General features: G+C 67.8%; 25 protein-coding genes and 2 pseudogenes. 10 read left to right on the top strand and 17 right to left on the bottom strand.

The window, feature by feature from the left end:
* Position 1 precedes the first annotated feature (1 nt).
* From DDV73_RS01730 to DDV73_RS01700, 6 genes and pseudogenes are all read right to left on the bottom strand, one after another.
* Complete coding sequence (locus DDV73_RS01730; protein ID WP_161962260.1) at positions 2 to 433, bottom strand: DivIVA domain-containing protein; 432 nt, start codon at positions 431 to 433, stop codon at positions 2 to 4.
* A complete protein-coding gene (locus DDV73_RS01725) occupies positions 381 to 1,652 on the bottom strand; it encodes a globin domain-containing protein (RefSeq protein ID WP_240617047.1) in 1,272 nt (423 codons plus the stop codon). Before DDV73_RS01725 ends, DDV73_RS01730 begins: the two co-directional genes overlap by 53 nt.
* A gap of 188 nt (positions 1,653 to 1,840) precedes the next feature.
* A pseudogene (locus DDV73_RS28975) lies at positions 1,841 to 3,135 on the bottom strand (serine hydrolase).
* Positions 3,136 to 3,224: 89 nt separating this feature from the next.
* Complete coding sequence (locus DDV73_RS01710) at positions 3,225 to 3,638, bottom strand: VOC family protein (RefSeq protein WP_109505525.1); 414 nt, start codon at positions 3,636 to 3,638, stop codon at positions 3,225 to 3,227.
* The gene (locus DDV73_RS01705; protein ID WP_109505524.1) at positions 3,635 to 4,060 is read right to left on the bottom strand and encodes a nuclear transport factor 2 family protein; all 426 of its coding nucleotides are present in this window, start codon (positions 4,058 to 4,060) and stop codon (positions 3,635 to 3,637) included. Before DDV73_RS01705 ends, DDV73_RS01710 begins: the two co-directional genes overlap by 4 nt.
* Positions 4,057 to 4,863, bottom strand: a complete 807-nt coding sequence (locus tag DDV73_RS01700; protein ID WP_206050653.1) for a MerR family transcriptional regulator — start codon at positions 4,861 to 4,863, stop codon at positions 4,057 to 4,059. Before DDV73_RS01700 ends, DDV73_RS01705 begins: the two co-directional genes overlap by 4 nt.
* A gap of 273 nt (positions 4,864 to 5,136) precedes the next feature.
* Here DDV73_RS01700 and DDV73_RS01695 point away from each other — a divergent pair, with 273 nt between their 5' ends.
* Positions 5,137 to 5,340: a cold-shock protein gene (locus DDV73_RS01695; RefSeq protein ID WP_109505522.1), complete on the top strand. Its 204-nt coding sequence runs from the start codon at positions 5,137 to 5,139 to the stop codon at positions 5,338 to 5,340.
* Between the two features lie 105 nt (positions 5,341 to 5,445).
* Here the strand turns inward: DDV73_RS01695 and DDV73_RS01690 are convergent, their stop codons facing one another.
* The gene (locus tag DDV73_RS01690) at positions 5,446 to 5,667 is read right to left on the bottom strand and encodes a hypothetical protein (protein ID WP_109505545.1); all 222 of its coding nucleotides are present in this window, start codon (positions 5,665 to 5,667) and stop codon (positions 5,446 to 5,448) included.
* A gap of 309 nt (positions 5,668 to 5,976) precedes the next feature.
* Here DDV73_RS01690 and DDV73_RS01685 point away from each other — a divergent pair, with 309 nt between their 5' ends.
* Entirely contained in the window at positions 5,977 to 6,318 is a 342-nt protein-coding gene (locus tag DDV73_RS01685; protein WP_109505521.1) for a cupin domain-containing protein, read from the top strand.
* Between the two features lie 162 nt (positions 6,319 to 6,480).
* Positions 6,481 to 7,140: a 2'-5' RNA ligase family protein gene (locus DDV73_RS01680; RefSeq protein ID WP_161962258.1), complete on the top strand. Its 660-nt coding sequence runs from the start codon at positions 6,481 to 6,483 to the stop codon at positions 7,138 to 7,140.
* 137 nt (positions 7,141 to 7,277) lie between these two features.
* Here DDV73_RS01680 and DDV73_RS01675 read toward each other — a convergent pair whose 3' ends face one another.
* The gene (locus DDV73_RS01675) at positions 7,278 to 7,517 is read right to left on the bottom strand and encodes a hypothetical protein (RefSeq protein WP_109505544.1); all 240 of its coding nucleotides are present in this window, start codon (positions 7,515 to 7,517) and stop codon (positions 7,278 to 7,280) included.
* Between the two features lie 121 nt (positions 7,518 to 7,638).
* On the opposite strand from DDV73_RS01675, the gene DDV73_RS01670 reads away from it, so the two are divergent.
* The gene (locus tag DDV73_RS01670; RefSeq protein ID WP_109505519.1) at positions 7,639 to 8,835 is read left to right on the top strand and encodes a helix-turn-helix domain-containing protein; all 1,197 of its coding nucleotides are present in this window, start codon (positions 7,639 to 7,641) and stop codon (positions 8,833 to 8,835) included.
* Positions 8,832 to 9,365 (top strand): flavoprotein, encoded by a 534-nt coding sequence (locus DDV73_RS01665; RefSeq protein ID WP_109505518.1) that lies wholly within the window; start codon positions 8,832 to 8,834, stop codon positions 9,363 to 9,365. Before DDV73_RS01670 ends, DDV73_RS01665 begins: the two co-directional genes overlap by 4 nt.
* Before the next feature lie 46 nt (positions 9,366 to 9,411).
* Here the strand turns inward: DDV73_RS01665 and DDV73_RS01660 are convergent, their stop codons facing one another.
* Positions 9,412 to 9,777 carry an Mth938-like domain-containing protein gene (locus DDV73_RS01660; protein ID WP_109505517.1) on the bottom strand — a complete coding sequence of 122 codons (366 nt, stop codon included), beginning with the start codon at positions 9,775 to 9,777 and terminating at the stop codon, positions 9,412 to 9,414.
* Between the two features lie 226 nt (positions 9,778 to 10,003).
* Entirely contained in the window at positions 10,004 to 10,414 is a 411-nt protein-coding gene (locus DDV73_RS01655) for a nuclear transport factor 2-like protein (protein WP_154402568.1), read from the bottom strand.
* Positions 10,415 to 10,705: 291 nt separating this feature from the next.
* Between DDV73_RS01655 and DDV73_RS01650 the strand changes: the two genes are divergently transcribed.
* The 4 genes from DDV73_RS01650 (at position 10,706) to DDV73_RS01635 (ending at position 14,761) form a co-directional block, all read left to right on the top strand.
* Positions 10,706 to 11,254: a hypothetical protein gene (locus DDV73_RS01650; RefSeq protein ID WP_109505515.1), complete on the top strand. Its 549-nt coding sequence runs from the start codon at positions 10,706 to 10,708 to the stop codon at positions 11,252 to 11,254.
* A gap of 251 nt (positions 11,255 to 11,505) precedes the next feature.
* A complete protein-coding gene (locus tag DDV73_RS01645; RefSeq protein WP_109505514.1) occupies positions 11,506 to 11,826 on the top strand; it encodes a hypothetical protein in 321 nt (106 codons plus the stop codon).
* A 176-nt stretch (positions 11,827 to 12,002) separates the two neighbouring features.
* Positions 12,003 to 12,332, top strand: a complete 330-nt coding sequence (locus tag DDV73_RS01640; protein ID WP_154402567.1) for a Pepco domain-containing protein — start codon at positions 12,003 to 12,005, stop codon at positions 12,330 to 12,332.
* On the top strand, positions 12,329 to 14,761 hold the full coding sequence (locus tag DDV73_RS01635) for an Hsp70 family protein (RefSeq protein WP_109505512.1): 2,433 nt from the start codon (positions 12,329 to 12,331) through the stop codon (positions 14,759 to 14,761). The genes DDV73_RS01640 and DDV73_RS01635 overlap by 4 nt, the downstream gene beginning before the upstream one ends.
* A gap of 106 nt (positions 14,762 to 14,867) precedes the next feature.
* Here DDV73_RS01635 and DDV73_RS01630 read toward each other — a convergent pair whose 3' ends face one another.
* Both DDV73_RS01630 and mmuM read right to left on the bottom strand, forming a co-directional pair.
* On the bottom strand, positions 14,868 to 15,251 hold the full coding sequence (locus tag DDV73_RS01630) for an ACT domain-containing protein (protein WP_109505543.1): 384 nt from the start codon (positions 15,249 to 15,251) through the stop codon (positions 14,868 to 14,870).
* A 105-nt stretch (positions 15,252 to 15,356) separates the two neighbouring features.
* Positions 15,357 to 16,262, bottom strand: a complete 906-nt coding sequence (mmuM, locus tag DDV73_RS01625; RefSeq protein ID WP_240617046.1) for a homocysteine S-methyltransferase — start codon at positions 16,260 to 16,262, stop codon at positions 15,357 to 15,359.
* A gap of 121 nt (positions 16,263 to 16,383) precedes the next feature.
* On the opposite strand from mmuM, the gene DDV73_RS01620 reads away from it, so the two are divergent.
* Positions 16,384 to 16,569, top strand: a complete 186-nt coding sequence (locus DDV73_RS01620; protein WP_109505511.1) for a hypothetical protein — start codon at positions 16,384 to 16,386, stop codon at positions 16,567 to 16,569.
* A 786-nt stretch (positions 16,570 to 17,355) separates the two neighbouring features.
* On the opposite strand, the gene DDV73_RS01615 is transcribed toward DDV73_RS01620, so the two are convergent.
* The 5 genes and pseudogenes from DDV73_RS01615 to DDV73_RS01595 all read right to left on the bottom strand — a co-directional run bounded on the left by DDV73_RS01615 (position 17,356) and on the right by DDV73_RS01595 (position 21,366).
* Positions 17,356 to 17,745 carry a hypothetical protein gene (locus DDV73_RS01615; RefSeq protein WP_109505510.1) on the bottom strand — a complete coding sequence of 130 codons (390 nt, stop codon included), beginning with the start codon at positions 17,743 to 17,745 and terminating at the stop codon, positions 17,356 to 17,358.
* Between the two features lie 204 nt (positions 17,746 to 17,949).
* Positions 17,950 to 18,345, bottom strand: coding sequence for a universal stress protein (locus tag DDV73_RS01610; protein ID WP_240617045.1), 396 nt, complete (start codon positions 18,343 to 18,345; stop codon positions 17,950 to 17,952).
* Positions 18,346 to 18,608: 263 nt separating this feature from the next.
* Positions 18,609 to 19,865: pseudogene (locus DDV73_RS01605) on the bottom strand (tripartite tricarboxylate transporter permease); the annotation flags it as partial.
* Positions 19,865 to 20,374: a tripartite tricarboxylate transporter TctB family protein gene (locus DDV73_RS01600; RefSeq protein WP_109505508.1), complete on the bottom strand. Its 510-nt coding sequence runs from the start codon at positions 20,372 to 20,374 to the stop codon at positions 19,865 to 19,867. The gene DDV73_RS01600 and the pseudogene DDV73_RS01605, both read right to left, overlap by 1 nt.
* Positions 20,371 to 21,366, bottom strand: a complete 996-nt coding sequence (locus DDV73_RS01595; RefSeq protein WP_109505507.1) for a Bug family tripartite tricarboxylate transporter substrate binding protein — start codon at positions 21,364 to 21,366, stop codon at positions 20,371 to 20,373. The genes DDV73_RS01600 and DDV73_RS01595 overlap by 4 nt, the downstream gene beginning before the upstream one ends.
* Between the last annotated feature and the right edge of the window lie 80 nt (positions 21,367 to 21,446).

Raw genomic sequence — 21,446 nt, 5'->3', positions numbered from 1 at the left:
GTCAGTCGGACTCCGGGGGAGGGGTCCCGAGACGGTCGATCTCCTTGGCGAACGACTCGACGGCCGACTGCATCTGGGCCTGAGCCGAGCGGGCATACGAACGGACCTGCTCGCCCGCCACGACCGTGGCCTCCTCGACGATCTTGCGTTCCTGCTCGCGTGCCATCCCGATGCGCTCACGGGTGTCCCGGCTCGCGTCCGCCACCATCTCCTCGGCGACAAGCTGTGCCTGGCTGAACAGCTGGACGACCTGTTCGTTCACCCGGTCGCCGCCCTGGTCGTACTCGTCCAGGTCCGCCTGCAGCCGACGGACTTCCGCGCGGAGGCGATCGTTGTCGGCCCGGGCCTCGCCCAGCTCACGCTCGAGCGTGCCGACCTGGTCAGCCAGTAGGTCGAGAAACTGGTAGACCCTGGCGGCGTCGAGTCCCCGCATCCGACGCCGGAAGGTCTGGTTCCCGATGGTCGCGGGGGTTCGATAGTGCCGAGAGAGCTGGTGGTCGCCATCCGTCATCTGCTGTCTCCTGACCTGCAGCCGAGTAGTAGAAGTGCTCGTACTTGATATGCCGTGAATCCATCCCGCTCGTCCTGAGCCGGTCCGTGGTGTGCGCGACCATCTGCGGACCTCCGCAGACCATGGCGGTGCGTTCGTGCAGCGCCTGCCGGGCCGCGACCATGCCGACCTTGCCCCGCGTCCCGGGATAGGACGGGTCGTCCGAGACGACCTCCGTGTAGTCGAACCACGGTCGCCGCGCGGCCAGGTCTCGAAGCCACGGCCGGTCGTACAGGTGCCACGGCAGCCGTACGCCGTGTAGCAGGTGGACTCGCGGGGCGATGCCCGACCGCTGCCACTCCTGGTCGATCTGGTCGACGACGGCGCGGAGCGGGGCAAGGCCGGTCCCTCCCGCCACCATCAGCAGGTCCCTCGGGTCGGCAGCGCGCCGTGTGAGCCGCTCGCCCACCGGCGCGCCCAGCTTCACCACGTCGCCGACCCTCAGGGACCGCACCACGGCCGGGCTGACCTGGCCACCGTCGATCTGCTGGACGTGGAGATCGATCGAGCCGTCGGGGCGAGGAGCGTTCGCCGGGCTGAAGTACCGCCACTGCTTGGGACGTTGGGGGATCTCCATCGACATCGACTGGCCGGGCAGGAACGGGAACGGACGCCTCGGCCGGACCGTCAGCAGGGTGAGGTCCATGGTTCGCCGTTCGGCCGACAACACGTCGGCGTCCCACCAGTCGGGGCTGGTCTCCGAGGAGGTCTCGGCTGCCTGGACCATGATCCGCGCGATCACCTGGTACGCCGCCGTCCAGTTCGCGGCGAGCTCCTCGTCCCACTCGGAGCCCAGGAAGTGCTTGAGGGTCGCGCACAGCGAGGCGCCGACCGCGTCGTAGTGCGCCGCGACGACGGCGTACTTGCGGTGGTCGCGGCCGAGGTGTTGCAGGAAGTCCGTGTCCTGCTCGATCTGGTCGACGTGGCTGACGATCCTGCCGAGGGCGTTGACGAGCTTGTCGCGCTGGTTCGCCATGGAGATCGGGAACATCGAACGCACCTCGGGGTGCGACACGAACAGGTGCGAGTAGAAGTACAGCGGCACCTGTTCACCGTGCGAGGTCAACTGCTGCCAGCTGCGCTTGAGGGCTTGGGTATCCATTCGGATAGCGCCCTACCCGTCTCGGAATCCAATCTCCTCGAACGAGACAGGCCGCCCTCCGGGCGGCCACGGGTGGGCTCGACCATCGGCGGCCGATCGGTATTCGGTTGTCGCGCGGAACTGCATTGACAAGATCCCTCCCAGGTCCTGCCCCCGTCTATCTCCCGCCAGCCACCATACCTTTTGTCCTAAGAATGGGAACCCCGCTGGACGGGCGCGTCTCTCAGACTGGTCGGTAGGACGTAGGCCTCCGAGGGAAGGTTGCGCATGATCAGCGCGGCGTCGTCGTTCTCGGGGTCGAGGTCGAGGGCGCGCTGGAGTCGGCTCCTCGCCAGGTCGAGCTCGCCGTCGACCTGATGTGCCCAGCCGGTCATCGTCCAGGCATCGGACGAGTCGGGCCGTAGCTCGGTCCACGCGCGCAGCAGGGGCCAGACAAGGTCGGTGCGGTGCAGCTCGATCGCGCCCCATAGGGCCTTGGTGGACTCCTCGTCGTCGAGTCCGAACTCGGCCGACTCCGCTTCGACCAGCCGGCGGAAGGCCGCCGCGCCCTCGCCCTGTTGCTCGCCGAAGGCGATGTCGAGCGCTGCCGCGACGATGGCCGAGGTCAGGACGGTGTTGGAGTTGGCGAGTACGACGACTCCGGTGCGCCGATCCGGCACCAGCACCAGCCGCGAACCGAACCCGGGGTCCGCACCGCTGTGGCTCAGCGTCCGGTGTCCGCCGTACCTGCCCACGGACCAGCCGAGCGCCGCCTCTTCGTCCCACGGGGGCTGACCCACCGGCGCCACGGGCCGCCACATCAGCTCGAGCAGCGCGGGGTCCAGTCGTCCGTCGGCCGGTTCGAGGTGGGCCTCCATCCAGCGGCACATCTCGACCAGGTTGGAGTGCAGCGTCGAGCTGGGGGCATGGCGCCTGGTGTAGGGATAGGCGCCGTCGGGCACGGTCAGCGGTCGTCCGACGTGCGGCGAGGCGGCCAGGTCCGCGGGCACCTCGCTGCGGAGGAAGGTGCTCTGCCACATCCCGAGCGGGGCCAGGAGCTGCCGCCGTATGGCGTCCTCGAACGTCGTACCACTGATCCTCGACAGCAGCGCCCGAGCAGCTCGAACCCGGCGTTGGAGTAGGAGAACGCGGTGCTCGGCTCCGCCCGCAGCCGCCACCCCGACAGGCTGCGCGCGAACTCGCTGAGCGCCTCGTCACCCAGCTGCGGGTCGTGCCAGCCGTAGTCCGAGACATCCGGGAGCCCGCTCGTGTGACTCAGCAGCCCTCGCGCGGTGACCTCCCCGGCCCGGCCGTCGGCCAGCGTGAACTCCGGCAGCCACTCGACGATCGGCGCATCCAGGTCGAGCTCCAGGGACACGACCGCGGTCGCGACGAACGGCTTGGACACCGACGCCAGGTGGAACATCGTCTCGGCGGTCACCGGCGCACCCGTGCCGACGTCGCGTACGCCGAAACCACGCGCCGCGACCTCTCCGTCGCACACCACCGCGACGGCCAGGCCGGCGATCTCAGGGGAGTCGACGAGGGTCTCGATCAGTGGCCACAGGTCCTTCTCCACGCTCGCCCGCACCGTCACGAGGAGACGGCTCCCCACTCCTCGGCGGGTACGTCGCGCAGGTGCTGCCCGAATGTCCAGACGTGCCCTTCCGGGTCGGTTGCCGAGAAGCTTCGCTCGCCGTAGGCCTGGTCTTCGGGGTCACGGATGATCTCCGCGCCGGCCTCGCGTGCCCGCGCGCAGAGTGCGTCGACGTCGTCGACCTGGAGATGGAGCTGGACCGTCGTCGCGCCGAGGTTCTTGGGGCTGCGGTAGTCCGGGCCCGGGTCGCCGAGCATGAGGGTGCTGTCGCCGTACCGCATCTCGGCGTGGCTGACGTATCCCGCGGGGTCGTCGTAGCGCAGGGTCTCGGTGAAGCCGAACGCGCGGGACAGGAACGCCAGCGCCGACGCGACGTCTTCATAGAGCAGGCATGGGGTGACAGTGTTCACTGGGACTCCTCGTTGTCGGGTTGGGTCGCCGCGTAGTTCGGGGTCAGGGCCGACATGGCGCACCGCCAGCCGTCCGGCCGACGGACGAAGACGTCGGTGACCCACTCGTCGGCGGAGAACGGCGCGCCCTGCCAGGTGCCCTTGTTGGTGCCGTGGGCCAGGACGACCGCGACGTCGTCGTAGACCCTGGCCGAGAGGAGCTCGAAGGCCATCTCGGAATGGGTCAGGTCTCCGGACTCGACCAGAGCCAGGAACTGCGCCCGCTCACCCGGTCCGCCTTCGGGACCGACCAGTGCCCAGTCGGGTTCGGCGAAGGAGCCGATGCGGGTGGCGTCGTTGGCGACGATGGCCTCGGCCCATTGGTCGAGCAGCGACTGGAAGGTCGCGTGATGGTCGGTGGTGTCCGGGCTGTCGGTACTCATGGGGTGTCTCCTTCGTCTGTGGTGTCGAGCGGTGCCATGAACGACCAGGTCCCGCCCTCGCTGTCGAGGGCGTCGTACTCGCGGTAGCCGTACGGCTCGTCGCGCGGCCCGGCCGTGATGATCGCGCCGGCCGCGCGGGTGCGCACGTAGTGCCGATCCACGTCGTCGACCATGACGGCCATGCAGTGGGTGCTCGCGCCGAGGGTGCGAGGGGAGGCGAGCCGGTGCTCAGGGGCCGCGCGGTGCAGCCAGACGACGCCGTCGCCGACGTGCACCTCGCCATGGACCACCCGTCCGGCCTCGTCACGGGTCAGCTCGCCCGGGCTGAACCCGAATACGGTGACCAGGAAGTCGTGGGCGGCCTCGAGGTCGTCGTACACGAGGAGCGTGATGCGCTGCAGCGCGGCGGAGTCCGCGTCGCCGATGCCGTCGAGCAGCGCCATGATCTCGAGGTCGGACACCGGCTCCTCGGCGACGGTACGCCGGGCCGACATCACCCGGTCCCGCTCGCGTCCCATGGCCGCCAACCTTGCGTCGAGATCGGCGAGGTGCTGGTCGACGGTGGCCATCAGGTCCTCCGGCTGCGCGAGCAGCGACGGTATCTCCGCGACCGGCCGGCCCAGGCGACGCAGCACGCACACGCGGTACAGCCGCTCGACGTCCTCCAGTGAGTACACCCGGTGGCCACCCGCGAGCCGGCCGGACGGTACGACGAGGCCCTGCGTCTCGTAGTACCGAAGGGTGCGCACGCTGAGTCCCGTAGCCACCGCCACCTGGCCGATCCGCCACCGCCGCTCCGTCACGAAAACGACGCTAGTACCTCTAGCCGCTGGAGGTTCAAGAGCGCGCCACCTCGTGCCGCCCAACCGAGCCGGCATCCGCCAAAACACCGTTGGCAGCGCCGATGCACTATTGTGGAGCCTGTTGAAGGGATGGCTCCCAAGCCATCCTTGCCGCACAAGACGTCGCGGCTTGTATCTCGTACTCCTGGTTTTCGGTTCGCTGGACATCAGCGCAGGTGGATGTCTTCAGCAGCTCGGGGCACGGTGCCCCGGCACGAAACAAAGGATCAGATCATGGCTCAGGGAACCGTCAAGTGGTTCAACGCCGAAAAGGGTTTCGGCTTCATTGCGCAGGATGGCGGCGGCGAGGACGTATTCGTCCACTACTCCGCGATCCAGACCAGCGGCTACAAGTCGCTCGACGAGAACCAGAAGGTTGAGTTCGACGTCACCGCTGGCCCCAAGGGCCCGCAGGCCGAGAACGTCCGCGTCTCCTGACTTCACCGACGAGCCCCGACCGCACACGCTGCGGTCGGGGCTCGTCGTGCGTCTGGGGCCGAGAGGCGACGATCTCGTACGACGACGGCAGCAACCGTCACGGACTCACAGGACTGCGCCGCGTGGCGCCACCTCGACGGCGGCAACGCCCCTGCCATAGAGCACTATGAGCCGGTCACCGTGCCGGGTGCGAAGCACGCCAGACTCTTCCGCAAGCGTTGAGACGACTCGTTGGATGACCTCGTTCTCGTCGACCGCGTCGTGCTCATACCTGACGTCGAGCTGGTCACCACTCACGAGTCGGACCCGCAGCACTATCTCCACCATGCTCACGCACCTAGATCCGGTCGTGCCGGCGCTCTCGCGGCGGAATGCCGCTCTCGAGCGAGAGTCGATCGATGCTGCTGAGCGGCATCGGGTACGGCCCTTCAGTGACGAACGATGTGCGCGTACTGCCCACACACGTCCACTGAAGGGCGCTCCTGCAACCAACCTACTCCGCACTCGTCGGAGGCACGACCGGCTATGGACACGAAGTCCGATCAGGCGATCCGGAGCGTCGAGCGGGCACCAGGACTACACGGCTGACGTCGATCGCGCGGCCTCGTTACGCTGAGGTCGTCGAAGGGGACTTCTATGGAGACTGTTGCGCTCGCGGTACTCGGCGAGAAGCTGTTGGCGGAGGCTCGGTCCGCCTCGAGCGGCCGGTACGGGGTCACCATCCACGGCGGACACCGTCATTCGCTGCGTCAGACGCTGATCGGGGTTGCCGCCGGCCACGTGCTCGCCGAGCACGAGAACGCCAGCGAGGTGACCCTCCACTTGATTCGCGGCCGCGCGCGGGTGGTCGCGGGCGCTGATACCGTCGAGCTGGCTCCGGGAGATTACGTCGTGATCCCGCTCGAGTGGGACTCCTTCGAGGCGCTCGAGGACGCCGTGGTCCTACTCACGGCCGCGGTTCGGGGCACACCGGACTGACATCCGGAGCAGCGATGTCTCACTCGTCTGCTCCAGTCGGACGCACCTAACGCAAGGCAGCGCCAGCCGCACTCTGACGAACACGGCGATCGCGCGAGTCCAATGCGTGATGATGGGCAACGCCCGTTGGCTACGGTTTTCGGCTGGAGGGAGCTCAGAGGCATGACCGCAAGCAACCAGGCGTCTTCCGAGGTCACCAGGAATCATTGGTGGTGGCGATCCGGCTGGCGAGCCGGGCGTGCGTTCTACACGTGGCACATCACGTTCGACCGAGCCACCGACGTACACCGCGTCGTTCAGACTTGCCAGCAGCGTCTGGCCGCGATCAGCGGCCTCGACCCGATCCCTCCTCAGTGGCTTCACCTGACGGTTCAAGGCATCGGTTTCAGGGACGAGATCGAGGCCGACGTGCTTGATCAGATCGTTGCCGCCGCCGCAGAGCGTTGTGCGTCGCTGACCGCGTTTCAGGTCTCCATCCGAGATCTGTCGATCGAGCCTGAGGTCGTGCGGTTTGAGGTCAAACCGGTCGAGCCACTCGCCCGGCTGCGCAGCGAACTGCGGTCGGCGATCGCTGACGTACTGGGTTCGGCGGATGTCCCAGAGTCAGCGGACGGGTTCAGGCCACACCTGAGCGTGGCGTACAGCAACGCCGACGGCGTACCGCTATCGGACATCGTCGCCGCTCTCGGAAACGATGAGACCTGTACGGCGTCGGCGCGGGTGGAAGCCGCATCGCTGCTTGCGCTGAATCGGGACCAGCACTGCTACCAATGGACGGTGCGCGCTCGCACCGAATTGGCCGACGCGACCCGTGGACTTTGAGGTTGGGCGTCAACCTCGGTCGTCGATACGAACCGCGACACCGAGCAGCAGAAGCATCAGTCCGAGCAAGGCCCACGGCGCGAGCCAACTGAGCAGGAGCCCGCAGACAACCCAGGTGGTGACCGATGCGGTCGACCTCATCGCGGCGGCAGCTCCCACATCCGCTCGGCAGGCAACGGAGGCGGCTGCCGACTACCGGATCGATCAGGCTCGGTGGAGACCCGCACGCCGAGGAATCTGCGCCCCATCGCTGCGGCGTACCGCTCGGCGAGGCTCGGGACGGCGGAGTACTCGCAGACGATGTGACGGCCGAACCACACTCGCACCATCACCAGTTCTGCGCCCGTACGCTGTGGCTGTGCGGATGACTTGTCCATGCACGCACCGTGCTTCGGGCTCGCCGGGTGAGCGTGCACTCGGCAGGCTGCGCACTTTCGTGCGCAATCGCCGCCGCAGGCTGGGGGACACTCGGCAGCACCAACAAGCACGAGGTCTTCGATGCACGTAGGCGAACGGATCGCGGCCCGCCGCAGACGCCAGGGCATGTCCCAGGACGCACTGGCCGGGCTGGTGGGCAGGTCACGCTCCTGGCTGTCTCAGGTCGAGCGCGGCCTCCGTGGTGTCGATCGACTCTCCACCTTGCGCGATCTCGCCGTTGCGCTGCGGTGCGAGGTCGCCGATCTGATTGACAGCGAGCGGCTCATCACCCCGACCGGCTCCTCACGGATGAAGGCACTGGATGCGCTTCGCTCGCAGCTGTCGGCGTACGGCGAGATGTTCGCCGAGCCGTCTACCCCATGGCCATTGCCGCAGCTCCGCAACGCCGTCGTCCTGGTCAACCACGAGTACCAAGCGGCGCGGTACGAGCGCGCAGCGGCGATGCTGCCAGAGATCCTCGGCGCCGCCGATGCCTACTACGACGGGAGCGCGGGGCGCGCCGGCCGAGGTGTGCACCTTGCGCGGTGCATGGCGTACGTCGTGACCGCCAAGCTGCTCACCAAGGTGGGGGAGGCCCACCTCGCATGGCTTGCCGCCGATCGGGCGACCCACGCCGCCGTGGCGGCCGAGTCGACGGCGGCCGAAGGGATGGCCGCCTACCAGGTCGCGTGTGCGTTGCTGCTGGTTGATGGTGCGGATGCTGCGGAGTTGCTGGCGGTACGCGCGGCCGAAGGCCTCATGACCGACGCGACCTCGGACTCTCCGGACCTCGTCTCCCTCTCGGGCGCGCTCTGGCTGCTCGCGGCTGTCATCGCGGCGCGGCGGTCCGACCGCCCCATCGCTATCGAACGGCTGGTGCACGCCGAGCGACTCGGTGAGCTATTGGGCCGCGACGCGAACCACGCCTGGACCGCGTTCGGCCCGACCAACGTCGCCGTACACCGCGCCTCGTCGCACGCCGAGCTCGGTGACCCACGCGCGGTTCTTCGCGCTGCAGCCGATATCGACCCGGAGTCGTTCCCGGTCGGACTCAACGGTCGCCGGTCGCGGATCTACCTCGACCTGGCCTGGGCTCAGACCCAGGCTCGGAACGACCTGGAGGCGATCCTTCATCTGAAGCGGGCAGAGTCCGTCGCGCCCGAGGTCTTGAGGTTCGACTCGGTCGCGCAGGGCCTCGTACGTGACCTGCTGAAGCGCGCCCGGCGGCCGTCGGCGGCGCTCACCACGATGGCGACGCGCGCAGGGATCCTCAATTGACCGGGCGCACGCTGTACCTGGTGACGTGCGGGGCGCCCTTGGCGGCTAGGGCCGTCGACGGCATCCACGAGGCACGAGACCGAGGCTGGGACCCGATCCTGATCCCCACCGACGCCGCCATACCCTGGCTCGAACCACTCGACCTCTCCGACGTCGAAGTCATCACCGGCAACCGCCTCCCCGGCGAACCCAAGCGCGTCCCGCCGCCCGACGCTGTTGTGGTCGCCCCGATGACGTTCAACACCCTGACCGCATGGGCCAACGGCACCGCCAACACGTTCCCACTCACCACACTCTGCGCCGCCCTTGGCGCCCGCGTCCCTACCGTCGCCGTCCCCTTCGCGAAGCACGACCTCGCCGGCCACCCAGCCTGGCTCGCCTCCCTCGCGGTCCTGCGGTGCGCCGGCGTCACCATCGTCGATCCGTCCACGGGCGCGGTTGGCAGCGTCGATCCGATCGAGTCCGGCAGTGGAGAGGATGTTGCGGCCGGTTACCACTGGCCGTGGGCTCTTGATCTAGTCGAGCCCTAGGTTCGGCCAGGCGGCGGATCGTGACGTGTGCGCCGGCTTCCGACCCTCAGCATGTGGAGTGCAGAAGACATCCCACCGCTCGGGAACCGGCGAGGTCGTTGTAGCGATCCACCGCCTCGCGTGACGGCGCCACCACAACCTCGATCCCTCGTTCCTCGAGGTCGGTGACGAGCTGCGGCGGGACTTGCAGAACCTCGTCAACGCCGCGGCTAAGAACGACAATCTCCGCACCGTGCCCAAGCAGCTCCTGCACGTCTGCACACTGGATGCCCGGTCGATGGCGCGTTCCGGTCTCGTTCCAATCCCATAGGCGGGCTCCGCCTGGCCAGAGCTTCACGTCCTTGAAGGAGCTGTGCCCTTCGACCTCCACTACGCCCCACGAGAACTTGTTGATTCTGGGAGAGCGATCCATCCTGCGATCTTAGGGCTGCGTCTGTACCGCGTCGCTGTAACTTTCCGCGTGGAGTTCTGTCACGGCCGGAGTAGCCCGGGCTACCGCCAGCGAAGGCCGCCGAGCCCGCTCCGCGTCCCTTTACGAGGCGAACCCTTCGGGTTCGTCGTTTCCGGGCAGATCCGCAAGGCCACCCAGCCCCCGGCCGTGGCTCCGACGACGCTCGGACGTGTGCAGCGGCTGGCTGCTAGGCGCCAGAGTTGTCCGCAACGAGCTCGTTGTCGTCGATTCGCCACGCGCCGTCGACCTTCACGAGGTGCAGAGTGCCGGTGCTGTTGAGCGCGACCGGATACCTGGGGTTCGAGTCGACCTGGTCGTAGTGAATCGTCGCGGCGTCGCCATCTTCTTCGACGTCGTGGATCGTGTGACGGAGCCGCTTCACGTTGTCGACCCATTCGTCGTCCGGGCCCTTCGCGCATCTGACCATGTCGTCACGCTGGGCCGCGGTGAGGAGAACGCACATACCGTCGACGTCGCCTGCTTCCCAGGCTGCGAAGTACGTTTCGGCGGTCTCGCGTGCGCTTGGCTCGTTGGCTGGCCAAAGTTGGAGGGCAGCGACCACCGCTGCTGCAACAACAACGGCGCTGACCGCGCCCACGACCGCAAGTTTCAATCTCGGCACGCGCGAAGCGTATAGGCGCCTTCGATGGCGGACTGCTGAGCGTTGGATCCGCGCGCCATCGGTCATCACGCCGCGGCTCGTCCTGCACTCTCAGGGACGCTCCCAATCGCGCGCACATCGACTTGAGATTGCGCCGCGCACGCGGCGGTAAGACGTACCTGAGTGCGCCTCCGCGCCGAGTCGAGATGGGCGGCTCGAGGAGCGACGATTTCGTCTCACGCCGCAGATCGGCGTCGATCGGTAACGGGATACGGCAGGATTCCGCGCATGGGTGTCCTCTACGACTACTTCACCGCTCCGTCGGACGACGCTGCCGCGGCCACAATCGATCGCTTGGGTGGCCCCGGCTCTCAGACGGTCATGGAAGCCCCGGACGCGGCGCCCGCGAAGCGTGGGCTGTTTGGCCGTAAGCGGCCTGTGCCGGAACCTCAACTCGGCATCGACGAGGGCCTCCCGATCTACGACACGTTGTCAGTGAAGGGCATCGATCCTCTGGTCCAACTGGGCACTCTCGAGGAACTGCTGACCGGTCGCCCGTATGACGATCTCGCTGCGGATCCACGAAGCGGCAAGGACCTTGCATCCGCGAATGGAGGCGAGTTGCTCGTGCTGACGATCACAGACTCTCTCGCAGCCGCACTGGCTAATGCCTCGGACGAGCGACTGGCCCAAGTCGCTGTGCCGTGGAGTCAGACGGAAGAGTTCTGGGGTCAGGCTGATCCTGAAGCACTGGCCGAGTTTCTGCGCGACTTCGCATCGCTCGCGCGCGGCGCTGAGGAAGTCGGCCAGCGTCTCTACTGCTGGCTGTGTGTCTAGGCGGTCCCGAGACTCAATCGGCTGTTAGGCGATCGACACTGCCGCTGTCGCGGAATGACGCACCTTCGTTGCAACATGACCGCCGGTGAGGGGACGCCACACTGGAACCATGACTCACGCGATCTCCCTCGGTCTGCCTGCGGCCGAGGAGGGCGTGAGAGTGCGTCCGGCTCGCGGCGGATTGACACAGCCGCGATCGTCGTTGCCCAGTTCGGCCACTGCCGCACCGGCGGCGATGAAATACTGGACATGTGGACCTCTCAACAGCGGCGCACCGCGCGCGGGTCGGCCAAGCCACCACTGCGCGAAAGCTCGAACTTCAAAACGATGAGGGTGAGATCCTCCACCTCGTCTGCTGTAGAGACCCCAGCTGGACCGTCGCCTTCTGCGGCTTCGAGGCCGACGTCATCAACTTGACCGGCACCACGCTCTGCACGATGTGCGTCGACATTGCCCGGGCGCGCGATCCGGAGTTCGCCACGAGAGATCGATTGACCTGCCCCTTCGATCTCACACCCTGCCCTGACGAACACGAGATCGACCTGCGGATCCTGCGTGAAGTCGGCCCGTGACCTGCGTCAGCTCGGCGAAGCCAACGCGGCGGAATGATGCGGGGTCCAGGACCGTACGCGGTTCCCGGCTGGTACGCGACCGATCCCAGGTCACGCCCTCGATGCTCGCGTGGCTTTATGCCAACATGGCCCGAAAGCTGTCCGGGCTCGGACGGGGGCCTGATTGGAGGTTGAGCATGGAAGCTGTTGACCCTGTGACCGTCGTGTACGCCGATCGACGGGATGACGAGGACGCGAAGATTTTCGGTAGGAATGATCCTGTCATGCGGGTGACCGACGTTAGCGCAGAGCGACTGGCGGAGAATGTTGCTCGGTTGAGCCGGACCATGGACGCGGTCTTCGACAGGATCAGTGCCGCTGACGGGCCATACGAACTGGACAGCTTCGAGGTATACGCCGAACTCACCGGCTCGGGGGAGGTACGGCTTGTCGGGGCGGTCTCGATGGCGGTCACAGGCGGGCTCCGTTTAACTTTTAAGAAGCGGGAGGCCGCGGCGACGTCATGAATCTGGCCGTCGTCGTCGGCTGCTCGGCGTACGAGGATCCGATCCCGAGCCTGCGGTTCGCTTCTGACGACGCACGCCGGATCGCCGATACATTGCAGAGCACGTGCGGTCTCGACGCCAACGCCATCGTCGTCCTCAACGAGGAAGACGCCGCGCCTCGCACACGGCCGACGTTCACCAACGTCCTGCGCACATTGTCCAGGGCCCGGCTACAGGGCCCGCCGCCGAACCTTGACACGCTCTTCTTCTTCTTCAGCGGGCACGGCTATCACTCGATGTCCGACGGCCATGAGTACCTCCTCCTCGGTGACTCTGTGGGCGAGGACCTTGAGCACACGGCGCTCTCCGTCCAGACCGTGGTCGCCAGGCTTCAGGAATGGTCCCCTAGACACCTCGTCCTCCTGGTCGACGCGTGCCGTGAGGCTGTCAGCGACAGCAAGGGCAGAAGCCCGCACGAGGGACCTGGGGTTGATGTCAACGCACTACTTCCCTCCGGCAACATCACCTTCAGCTCCTGTGCGCCGGGGCAGCGCTCGTACGAGCACCAGGCCGTGGGCAGCGGCATCTTCACCGAAGCGCTGTGCGAGGGGCTCAGCGATCTGGGCCGATGCCGGACCTTGCACGAGCTGAACTCCTATCTGCAACGCCGCGTGCCGGAGCTGTGTCACCTGTACGGCAAGCCCAGGCAGGATCCAGTCGCGCGACTGGAACCCGCCGAGGTCCTGGCTTTGGAGATCGTGTCCCAGGCGAAGCGCAACCAGTGGCGTACGTCGCTGAGCGTCGGCGAGGAACGGCGGCCGGCCCGCGTGCCCACGTCCACGACGCCGGGACTACAGCCCACCTTGGCGCTCGACTTCGGGACCTGCAATACGCTCGCCGCGGTGCTCGACAGCAAGGGCGAGATGCACGTCGTCCCTGGCCCCGACGGGAGGAGCCATGTCCCGTCGGTCGTGAACTTCGACAGCGATTGGGACTACGTCGTCGGCGCCGATGCGATCGAGTTGGACCGGCTACGACCTGCCGGGACGGTGTGGTACCCGAAGCGCGAACTCGGGTCGCCGACTCAATTCACGATCCACGACAAGAGCCTCACGGCGGAGTTCGTCTGCAGCCTGATCCTCCGCTCCGTGCGTCGCAACGCCGAGGAGTTCATCGGGGCGCCGATCGAGGCGGTCGTAGCTTCCTACCCGGCGAGCTTCAGCATCGCGCAGTCGAACGCGCTGCAGCAGGCGATGGACCTCGCCGGGCTCAAGGTGATGCGCTTCCTGCCGGAGCCCTCGGCAACGGGATACCTCGGTCCCGATACGGGCTACGAGTGGGCCCTGATCATCGATCTGGGTGGAGGGACGCTCGACGTCTCGGTCTACGAACTCGGGATCGACGATGACGGGTTCACGCTGTCCGAGATCAAGGCCACTCAGGGCGATGGCCGACTGGGTGGCATCGACTACGACGAGGCGCTGGAGGAACTCCTCCGCCGCCAAGTTCGTCAGCGCCTGGGGACGGCGGAGCTGCCGCCTTTTGTCCGCAACCAGGTCTGCAGGGAGGCAGTGCGCGCGAAGCACGTGCTCTCGACGCGGGACTCCTGCGAGGTCCTCGTCGCCGACGTCGAGGCCGAGGGCGGCGATGGCGACCTGCTCCTGCGTATTGATCGGGCGTCGTTCGAGGAGATCACCCAGCCGCTCAACCGCCGCGTCGCCGACTCGATCTTCGCTGTTGTACGAGAGGCCCTCGCTTACGGAGCTGTCCTCGACGAGCCGTCGTCGGACACCCTCGTTGTACAAGCCCTTCGTGGGATCAAACACGTCCTGCTCTGTGGGCAAGGCACGCGTGTCCCGAGCCTGATCAAGACGGTCGGTTCGATGACCCCCGCAACCGTCATCTCGACCTTCCAAAACGACGCGGTCGTTCAGGGCCTCGCCCAGCAGGTCGGTGTCCTTCGGGGTCATCGGAAGGACCAACTGCTCCTCGACGTGCTCCAGCAAGGCATCGGCGTGCTCGTCGAGCGGACAGATCCGAAGGCTGCGGCGCGAATGGCCTACAACGATGAGGCCAACACCGAGGTGCTCACGATCGTGGCAAAGGGGACGACCATTCCCACCAAGCGCACAGAAATCATCGACCTGCTGAACCACGAGGCCGGCCGGACATACCGGATCCGAGTCGTCGAGATAAGGACTCCTTGGGCGGGCTTGGGCACCGAACCAATCGGAATCCTCGAATACCAGAGCGGCTCCAAGGGAGAGCTAGAGATCACATGCGAGGTTGACGCGAACTCGACAATCCTGCTGACCATCGGCCCACCCGGGGGCAAAGGCCGGACGGTGGTCCTGAACCGCGCTAACTGGCCGGGTTATGAGTCGATCCTCGACCAGCGGCTGACGGGCTCGCTGGAGGAGGCCGGCCACGCCGACCAAGACGCGGAGTAGCCGCGCAGGTCAGTCGCGTCGTCGGTCCAGGCGTGATCATTCGCGGCGGAATGGCGCTGTCGCCAGTCCGCGTCACGCTGGTCAACGACGGGGTATCTGCAGGTTGTCAGCCGTCGAGCGCTTCGCGAGCGAGGCGCACGTCGTCGGTGCTGAAGACCATCCGCACCCCGCCGAAGGTCGTGTACGCCAAGTCGATGTTGACGTTGGCGTCCGCGAGGCGGCGGGTGACCTCGCCGAGGGCTCCCGGCTCGTCTGCGACGGTCACCACAAACACTTCACGTTCGTCGGCAATCGACATGCCCGCTTGGGTCAACGCGTCCCGAAGTGTGTCGAGTCGGTCATCCGCGACGAGGACGTGCACCACGCCCTTGCCCTCGCCGGTGAAGGCCGCGAAGCCGTCGATGTTCACCCCCGCGGCACCCGCGACCTCGCCCAGCCGGGCGAGCTCACCCGGACGGTCGTCGAAGATCAAGGTCACGTCGTACGCCATCATTCCGATGGTGCACCCAGGCGGCGCAGCAGTCGAGCCCGGCAGCGGTCCTGCTCTCGACACGGGCTCTTCGCGGCGCTGCGACGCGGCCGACTCTTGATGGCATCAGCGTAGGAGCGTCGTCGCCAGTCGCGCGATGTCCGCGGGTCCGACCCGGCAACAGCCGCCGATCAGGCGTGCCCCCGCTTCCAACCAGGTGGTAGCGAGCGCGGGGTCGAACGATCCCTGCCCCGCCCAGGAGTGCGACCGGGCGTCCCACTCCTCGCCGCGGTTGGGATAGGCGACACCTGGCTTCCCCGTGACCGAGACCGCCGTCTCGACGGCGGTGAGGACGTCGGCCGGCGCCGAGCAGTTGACCCCGGCGGCGCCGACCGCCGTACTCCCAGCGAGGACCTCGTACGCCGCGCGCAGCGGCTGCCCCGCGCGCGTCTCGCCGCCGCTGACGGAGTAGGAGAACCACGCAGGCACGCCGAGCGCGTCCAGCAGCGGCACCAGGACCTCGGCTTCGTCGAGGTCTGGGATGGTCTCGACCGCCAGTAGGTCCGGAGCCGCCGAGGCGAGGAGCTCGAGCCGCGGCGCGTGGAAGTCGCGGAGGGTGGCCGCGGAGACGCCGTACCTGCCGCGGTACTCAGAGCCGTCCGCCAGCGCGGCACCGTAGGGTCCGACCGAGGCTGCGACCAGGAGCTCCCGCCCGGTCGACGCGGCGACCGCTTCCGCCGCCTCCCGGGCACGGCGGACGCTACTCCGAATCAGTCCGGCTGCGGCCTCACCGGAGAGACCGGCGCGGATCAGGCCGGGCATGCTGGCCTGATAGCTCGCCGTCGTCGCGACGTCGGCGCCCGCCTCGAAGTAGGCGCGGTGCACAGCGACGATCTCGGCCGGGTCATCACGGAGCAGCCGCGCGGTCCACAGGTCGTCGGACAGATCGTGACCTCGGTCCTCTAGAGCGTTGGACATCCCGCCGTCGAGTATCACAACTCTGCGCTTGAGGACCTCGTCGAACAACGGCACGGTTCAAGTTTGCAGCCCCGTGGTCCGTGGACTGACGGGACACCGCGCCGAAAGGCGGCGGAGTGACGCACCTCCGGCAGAGGCTTGGCACTCCATCGAGCAAGGCTGGCAGTCTGCCTACATGACCCGAACCATCACCGTCACCATCAAGGGCGAGGTCGACGACGATCGCTACGCAGACCTCGCGAATGCCATATGGCTGATCGCATACAACACCGGGCTGGAGTTCGCCGTTGCCCCGGATCGGGAGGCTCAGTCAAGCCAGCTCAACGAGGCGTGGGCCAAGTACGGCGAAGTGAGCTGGTAGGGGCACGGCCTCTGTCTGTCGATGTGGACGCTGGAGTTAAGATGCCTCGGAGCGTGCACACGAGACCCGGTGGCCGACCTCTGCTCGTAGAGCCTTGGCGACGAAGTGACGCAGGCTCGGTGTTCCGCGCGAAATGCGCGATGCACGTCGGGCATAGCCGTCGTAAGGTGGGTCGACTGAGTTCGTCGCTGCGACCGTGTGACCGGTAGCCACGCGCCAGTAAAGACGGGTGGTCACCTCTGTTCGCAGATGCCCGTACCAACCATCGTCGGGTCCGACGCTCGACGCGTCTCCGGGTGGGCGTTGCCCGGAGGCGGCGGTAGAACACACCGCTGTATCTCCTGGTCGACGGAATCTAGGTGCTTCCCGGCCAGGAGTCCGAAGGGCGCCATCGCGTCTCGAGGCCGACACGCCACACGAACTGATTGGCATCCCGTAGGGCCATATCCGCTTCCTTGCGGGAAGGCCTCATCCGTGGCCACAAGTGCGGGTGCCACACACCTAGGTCAGCGGCGCGCTGCTCCAGGTCGCCGACCGTTTCGCCAGCAATGACCACCGAGACAGGTTCGCATCCATCCACTGGTTCACCGCCTGTGACGAATCCGACGAGACGCCCACGCCACTGCCGGGGACCTGGCCCAAAGCGCCGAGTTCGCATGGACCTACGGTAGGCCGCTGCTGCAGCACTCGTCTGCGTCGTTCTGGGCGAAGTGACGCACGGTCCGGCCTTTCCTCAGCAGGTTGTCAGCGGTTGGGCTTGGCGTCGGGAGTCGCCGAGCGACGTCATCAACCGACGGCTGGGTCGTCCTCCGGGCGCTCCTTGATCACTAGGCCGAGCACCGGCGCGCTGAGTTTCTCAAGGGCATCAACAGTGGCGGCGTGGCGTTCGGCGAGGGTGGCGGCGACTTGGGCTAGTTCGGCGTGGGCGTTGGCGAGGGTGGCCATGGACTCGGCGAGTTCGCGCTGGCGGGTCAGGAAGTCCTGGAGGGGCTGGGCGGTGGCGCTGGCGAGGTCGCCGACGGCGGTGACCAGCGCGCCCACCTGGCGCAGCGCCTCCTCGGGCTGGGTGACGCCGGTGACGGTCGCGTCGTACAGGCGGGTCCAGGCTTCGCTGGCGAGGCCGAGGGCTGCGCGCTGCGACTTCGTGAGGACCTCGAATGGGTTGTAGTCCACCATGTTCCGCACCCTGCCACGGTTCGGCGCCTTGCGTCACCGCCTGTGGTCTCGACGACGGTTGCTAGCGCAACCTGCTCGACCACCCAGTTCGCTCGTCCACCCGGTTGGCGGTGGGCCTTGGTTTCGAGACGGTCGCAGAGCGACCTCCTCAACCGGCGGCCATCCGTCGCAACCTGCTCGACAACCCGATGTGCTCGACCACCTCTACGAAGGCTTGACGGCGAGGACGGGGCAGGTGGCGCCGAGGAGGATGCGTTGGGCTACGGAGCCCATCACCAGTTTGCCGACGGGGGTGCGGTGGCGGAGGCCGACGACGATGAGGGTGGCGCCGACCTCGTCGGCGACGTCGAGGACCTGGTCGGCGACGTCGGGGCCCATGCTTTGGCGGACCTCGAACGGCACTCCGGAGTCGGCCAGTGACGACTCCAGGACGGCGACGTCGCCGCTCCGGGCGTATCGGTCGTCGACCAGCGCGTCGCCGCGGGTGGCGTTGACGACCACCACCGATGCCGACCGGAGCCGGGCCTCGGCGACGGCGTGCTCGACGGCGGCCGCGCCGTACTTGTCGGCGCTCCAGCCGACCACGATCGTGCCACTCACGACACCAGCTCCTTCTCCTTATCGGGGTCCGCGGCCTGTGGCCGGCGCACCAAAGACAGCACAGCGGGTACGGCGACGGCGAGCGCCACGATCACGTAGACGATGACCGCGAGCGGCTCGTTGACCAGACCGGAGGCTTCGCCGTCGGAGATCGACAGCGCCTCCCGGAACTTCAGCTCCATGAGCGGCCCGAGGATGACGCCGAGGATCAGCGGCAGGACCGGCAACGCGAACCGGCGCATCATGAAGCCCAGGGCGCCGAAGACCAGCAGCAGCATCAGGTCGAAGGCGCGCAGGTTGGCGGCGTACGCACCGAGCGAGGCGAAGAACAAGATGCCGGCGTACAGGTACGGCCGCGGGGTGCGCAGCAGCTTCGCCCAAAGCGGGGCCAGCGGCAGGTTCAGGAGCAGCAGCAGCGTGTTGCCGATCAGCAGGCTGGCCAGCAGCGTCCACACCAGGTCGGAGTGGTCGGTCATCAGCTGCGGGCCGGGCTCGATGCCGTAGCTCTGGAACGCCGCGAGCATGATCGACGCGGTCGCGGTGACCGGCAGGCCGAGGGCCAGCAGCGGGACGAAGGTGCCGGCCGCGGAGGCGTTGTTGGCGGCCTCCGGCCCGGCGACGCCCTCGATCGCGCCCTTGCCGAACTCACTGTCGGCCCCGGCCAGCTTCCGCTCCGTGACATAGGAGAGGAAGGTCGGGGTCTCCGCGCCGCCGGCCGGGACCGCGCCGAACGGGAAGCCGAGCGCGGTGCCGCGCAGCCACGGCCCCCACGAGCGCCGCAGGTCGTCACCGGCCAGCCACGGCCGGCCACCGACGCTGCTGATCTCCAGCGGCTTGCGGCGCAGGTGCGCGGCGACCCACAGCGCCTCGCCGAGCGCGAACACCCCGACCGCGACCACCACGATGTCGATCCGGTCGGCCAGCAGCGGGTTGCCGAAGCTCAGCCTTGACTGGGCGGTCGACAGGTCGAGCCCGACCAGGCCGATGGTGAGGCCGAGGAACAGCGCGATGAAGCCGCGCAGCCGGGACGACCCGAGCACGCTGGTCACCAGCACCATCGCGAGGACCGTCACCGCGAGGTACGACGGAGCGCCGATCTCGACGGCGATCTCGGCCAGCCACGGCGCCAGGAAGACCACCAGCATGGTGCCGATCGTGCCGGCGATGAACGAGCCGATCGCGGCGGTGGCCAGCGCCTGCGCTGCCCGCCCGCGCTTGGCCATCTTGTTGCCCTCGATCGCGGTCATCACCGACGAGGACTCGCCCGGTGTGTTGAGCAGGATCGAGGTCGTGGAGCCGCCGTACATCGCGCCGTAGTAGATGCCGGCGAACATGATGAACGCCTGCGCGGGCTCCAGCCCGTAGGTCACCGGCAGCAGCAGCGCGACGGTCATCGCCGGGCCGATGCCCGGGAGTACGCCGACGAAGGTGCCGAGCAGCACGCCGATGCAGGCCCAGAGCAGGTTCTCGAAGGTGAACGCGGCCTCCAGGCCGCCCCAGAGCAGGTCGAGGCTCTCCATCAGAGCACCCCGTCCAGGATGCCCGGGCTGAGCGGGATGTCGAGCCCGACGTAGAAGCCGTACCAGCTGCCGACCGACAGCACGATCCCGACGAGTACGTCGCGGATCAGGGTCCGGCTGCCAAGCGCCCAGGCGCTGCCGGCGAACAGGATCGCGCCGTTGATCGCCCAGCCGAGGACGCCGATGGTCAGGATCGTGAAGACCAGCACCGCGACCAGCTTGGCCAGCGTCACCCAGTCAGCGGGGTGGGTGAGATCCACGTCCTCGCCCTCCTCGCTCTCGGGTACGTCGCCGCGCGCGGTGACGATCGCGAGCAGGATGCCGAGGCCGAGCAGCACACTGCCGACCGCGTAGGGGAACGCCCGCGGCCCGACCGGGTCGCCGAACCCGACGTTGAGCGTGGTGGCGTCGTAGACGGTGTAGCCGCCGATCAGTACCAGCAGCGCCGCGAGGGCGTACTGGCCGCGGTCGACCCGCCGTTCGGGTGCGGTCGAAGTCGTCGTACTCACAGCAGTCCCAGCTCCTCAAGGGTCGTGGCGACCCGCTCGTCCTGTTCCTCCAGGAACCTCGTGAACTCGTCTCCGGTGCGGAAGGCGTCGATCCAGCCGTTGTCCTCCAGCGCCTGCTGCCACTCGGGGCTGTCGTGCATCTCGGCCAGCAGCGCGATCAGCTCCTCGCGCCGCTCCTCGGAGATCCCGGGCGGCGCCAGCACTCCGCGCCAGTTGGTGAAGACCAGGTCCACGCCCGACTCCGTGAGCGTGGGCACGTCCTTGACCGACTCGCCGGTGAGCCGCTCCTCGCCGGAGACCGCGAGCACCCGCAGCTCACCGGCCTCGATCTGGCCCTCGAACTCGCCGACACCCGAGAAGCCGACGTCGATCTTCTTGCCGAGCAGGGCACTGGTGAGCGGCCCGCCGCCGTCGTAGACGACGTACCGGGCATCCCTGGGGTCGATCCCGATCGCGCCGGCGAGCTGCATCGGGAACAGGTGGTCGGGCCCGCCCGGAGAGGAGCCGCCGCCGAGCACGATCCCGTCCGGGTCCTGCTTCCAGGCGTCGAGGAAGTCGTCGATGGTCTGGTACGGCGAGTCCGCCGGCACCAGCACGCCCTCCTGGTCCTCGATCAGCTGGGCGAGCGGGGTGGCGTGGTGCGGCCGCTGCTCCAGGCCGAGGGAGTACGTCGCGCCGACGACGCCGAGACCGACGGTCATCATCAGGGTCCCGTCGCCCTCGGCGTTCATCAGCCGCGACATCGCGACCGAGCCGCCGCCACCGATGATGTTGGTGACCTCGAACGAGCCGTCGATGACGTCGTCCCGCTCCATCACGCCGACCGCGGCCCGACCGGTCTGGTCGTAGCCGCCGCCGGGGCTGTTCGGGATCCACATCGCCAGGTCGTCGTCCTGGTCGCCGCGGGTCACCCCGCAGCCGGACGCGAGCGTGGCGGCGAGGGCGAGCACGACGGCGATCAGGACACCTCGTGTCCGGCTGCCGGTGGTCATAGCACTCCTTGGTCGTGGGATTGCGACATCCTGATGGTGCTGGCACCGTGTGGCGGTCGTCACGCTTGGGAAACTAAGGG

This window comes from Nocardioides speluncae, assembly GCF_003121585.1.
GTDB lineage: Bacteria > Actinomycetota > Actinomycetes > Propionibacteriales > Nocardioidaceae > Nocardioides > Nocardioides speluncae.
The sequence above is the reverse complement of the archived record's forward strand: the minus strand, read 5'-3'. Positions and strand labels throughout refer to the sequence as shown.

Bases quoted from the DNA above. Each gene is read 5' to 3' on its own strand.
- DDV73_RS01730 (WP_161962260.1), bottom strand. From the start codon at position 433: ATGCGGGGACTCGACGCCGCCAGGGTCTACCAGTTTCTCGACCTACTG.
- DDV73_RS01725 (WP_240617047.1), bottom strand. From the start codon at position 1,652: ATGGATACCCAAGCCCTCAAGCGCAGCTGGCAGCAGTTGACCTCGCAC.
- DDV73_RS01705 (WP_109505524.1), bottom strand. From the start codon at position 4,060: ATGAGTACCGACAGCCCGGACACCACCGACCATCACGCGACCTTCCAG.
- DDV73_RS01695 (WP_109505522.1), top strand. From the start codon at position 5,137: ATGGCTCAGGGAACCGTCAAGTGGTTCAACGCCGAAAAGGGTTTCGGC.
- DDV73_RS01690 (WP_109505545.1), bottom strand. From the start codon at position 5,667: ATGGTGGAGATAGTGCTGCGGGTCCGACTCGTGAGTGGTGACCAGCTC.
- DDV73_RS01685 (WP_109505521.1), top strand. From the start codon at position 5,977: ATGGAGACTGTTGCGCTCGCGGTACTCGGCGAGAAGCTGTTGGCGGAG.
- DDV73_RS01680 (WP_161962258.1), top strand. From the start codon at position 6,481: ATGACCGCAAGCAACCAGGCGTCTTCCGAGGTCACCAGGAATCATTGG.
- DDV73_RS01675 (WP_109505544.1), bottom strand. From the start codon at position 7,517: ATGGACAAGTCATCCGCACAGCCACAGCGTACGGGCGCAGAACTGGTG.
- DDV73_RS01670 (WP_109505519.1), top strand. From the start codon at position 7,639: ATGCACGTAGGCGAACGGATCGCGGCCCGCCGCAGACGCCAGGGCATG.
- DDV73_RS01660 (WP_109505517.1), bottom strand. From the start codon at position 9,777: ATGGATCGCTCTCCCAGAATCAACAAGTTCTCGTGGGGCGTAGTGGAG.
- DDV73_RS01650 (WP_109505515.1), top strand. From the start codon at position 10,706: ATGGGTGTCCTCTACGACTACTTCACCGCTCCGTCGGACGACGCTGCC.
- DDV73_RS01640 (WP_154402567.1), top strand. From the start codon at position 12,003: ATGGAAGCTGTTGACCCTGTGACCGTCGTGTACGCCGATCGACGGGAT.
- DDV73_RS01635 (WP_109505512.1), top strand. From the start codon at position 12,329: ATGAATCTGGCCGTCGTCGTCGGCTGCTCGGCGTACGAGGATCCGATC.
- DDV73_RS01630 (WP_109505543.1), bottom strand. From the start codon at position 15,251: ATGGCGTACGACGTGACCTTGATCTTCGACGACCGTCCGGGTGAGCTC.
- DDV73_RS01620 (WP_109505511.1), top strand. From the start codon at position 16,384: ATGACCCGAACCATCACCGTCACCATCAAGGGCGAGGTCGACGACGAT.
- DDV73_RS01615 (WP_109505510.1), bottom strand. From the start codon at position 17,745: ATGGTGGACTACAACCCATTCGAGGTCCTCACGAAGTCGCAGCGCGCA.
- DDV73_RS01595 (WP_109505507.1), bottom strand. From the start codon at position 21,366: ATGACCACCGGCAGCCGGACACGAGGTGTCCTGATCGCCGTCGTGCTC.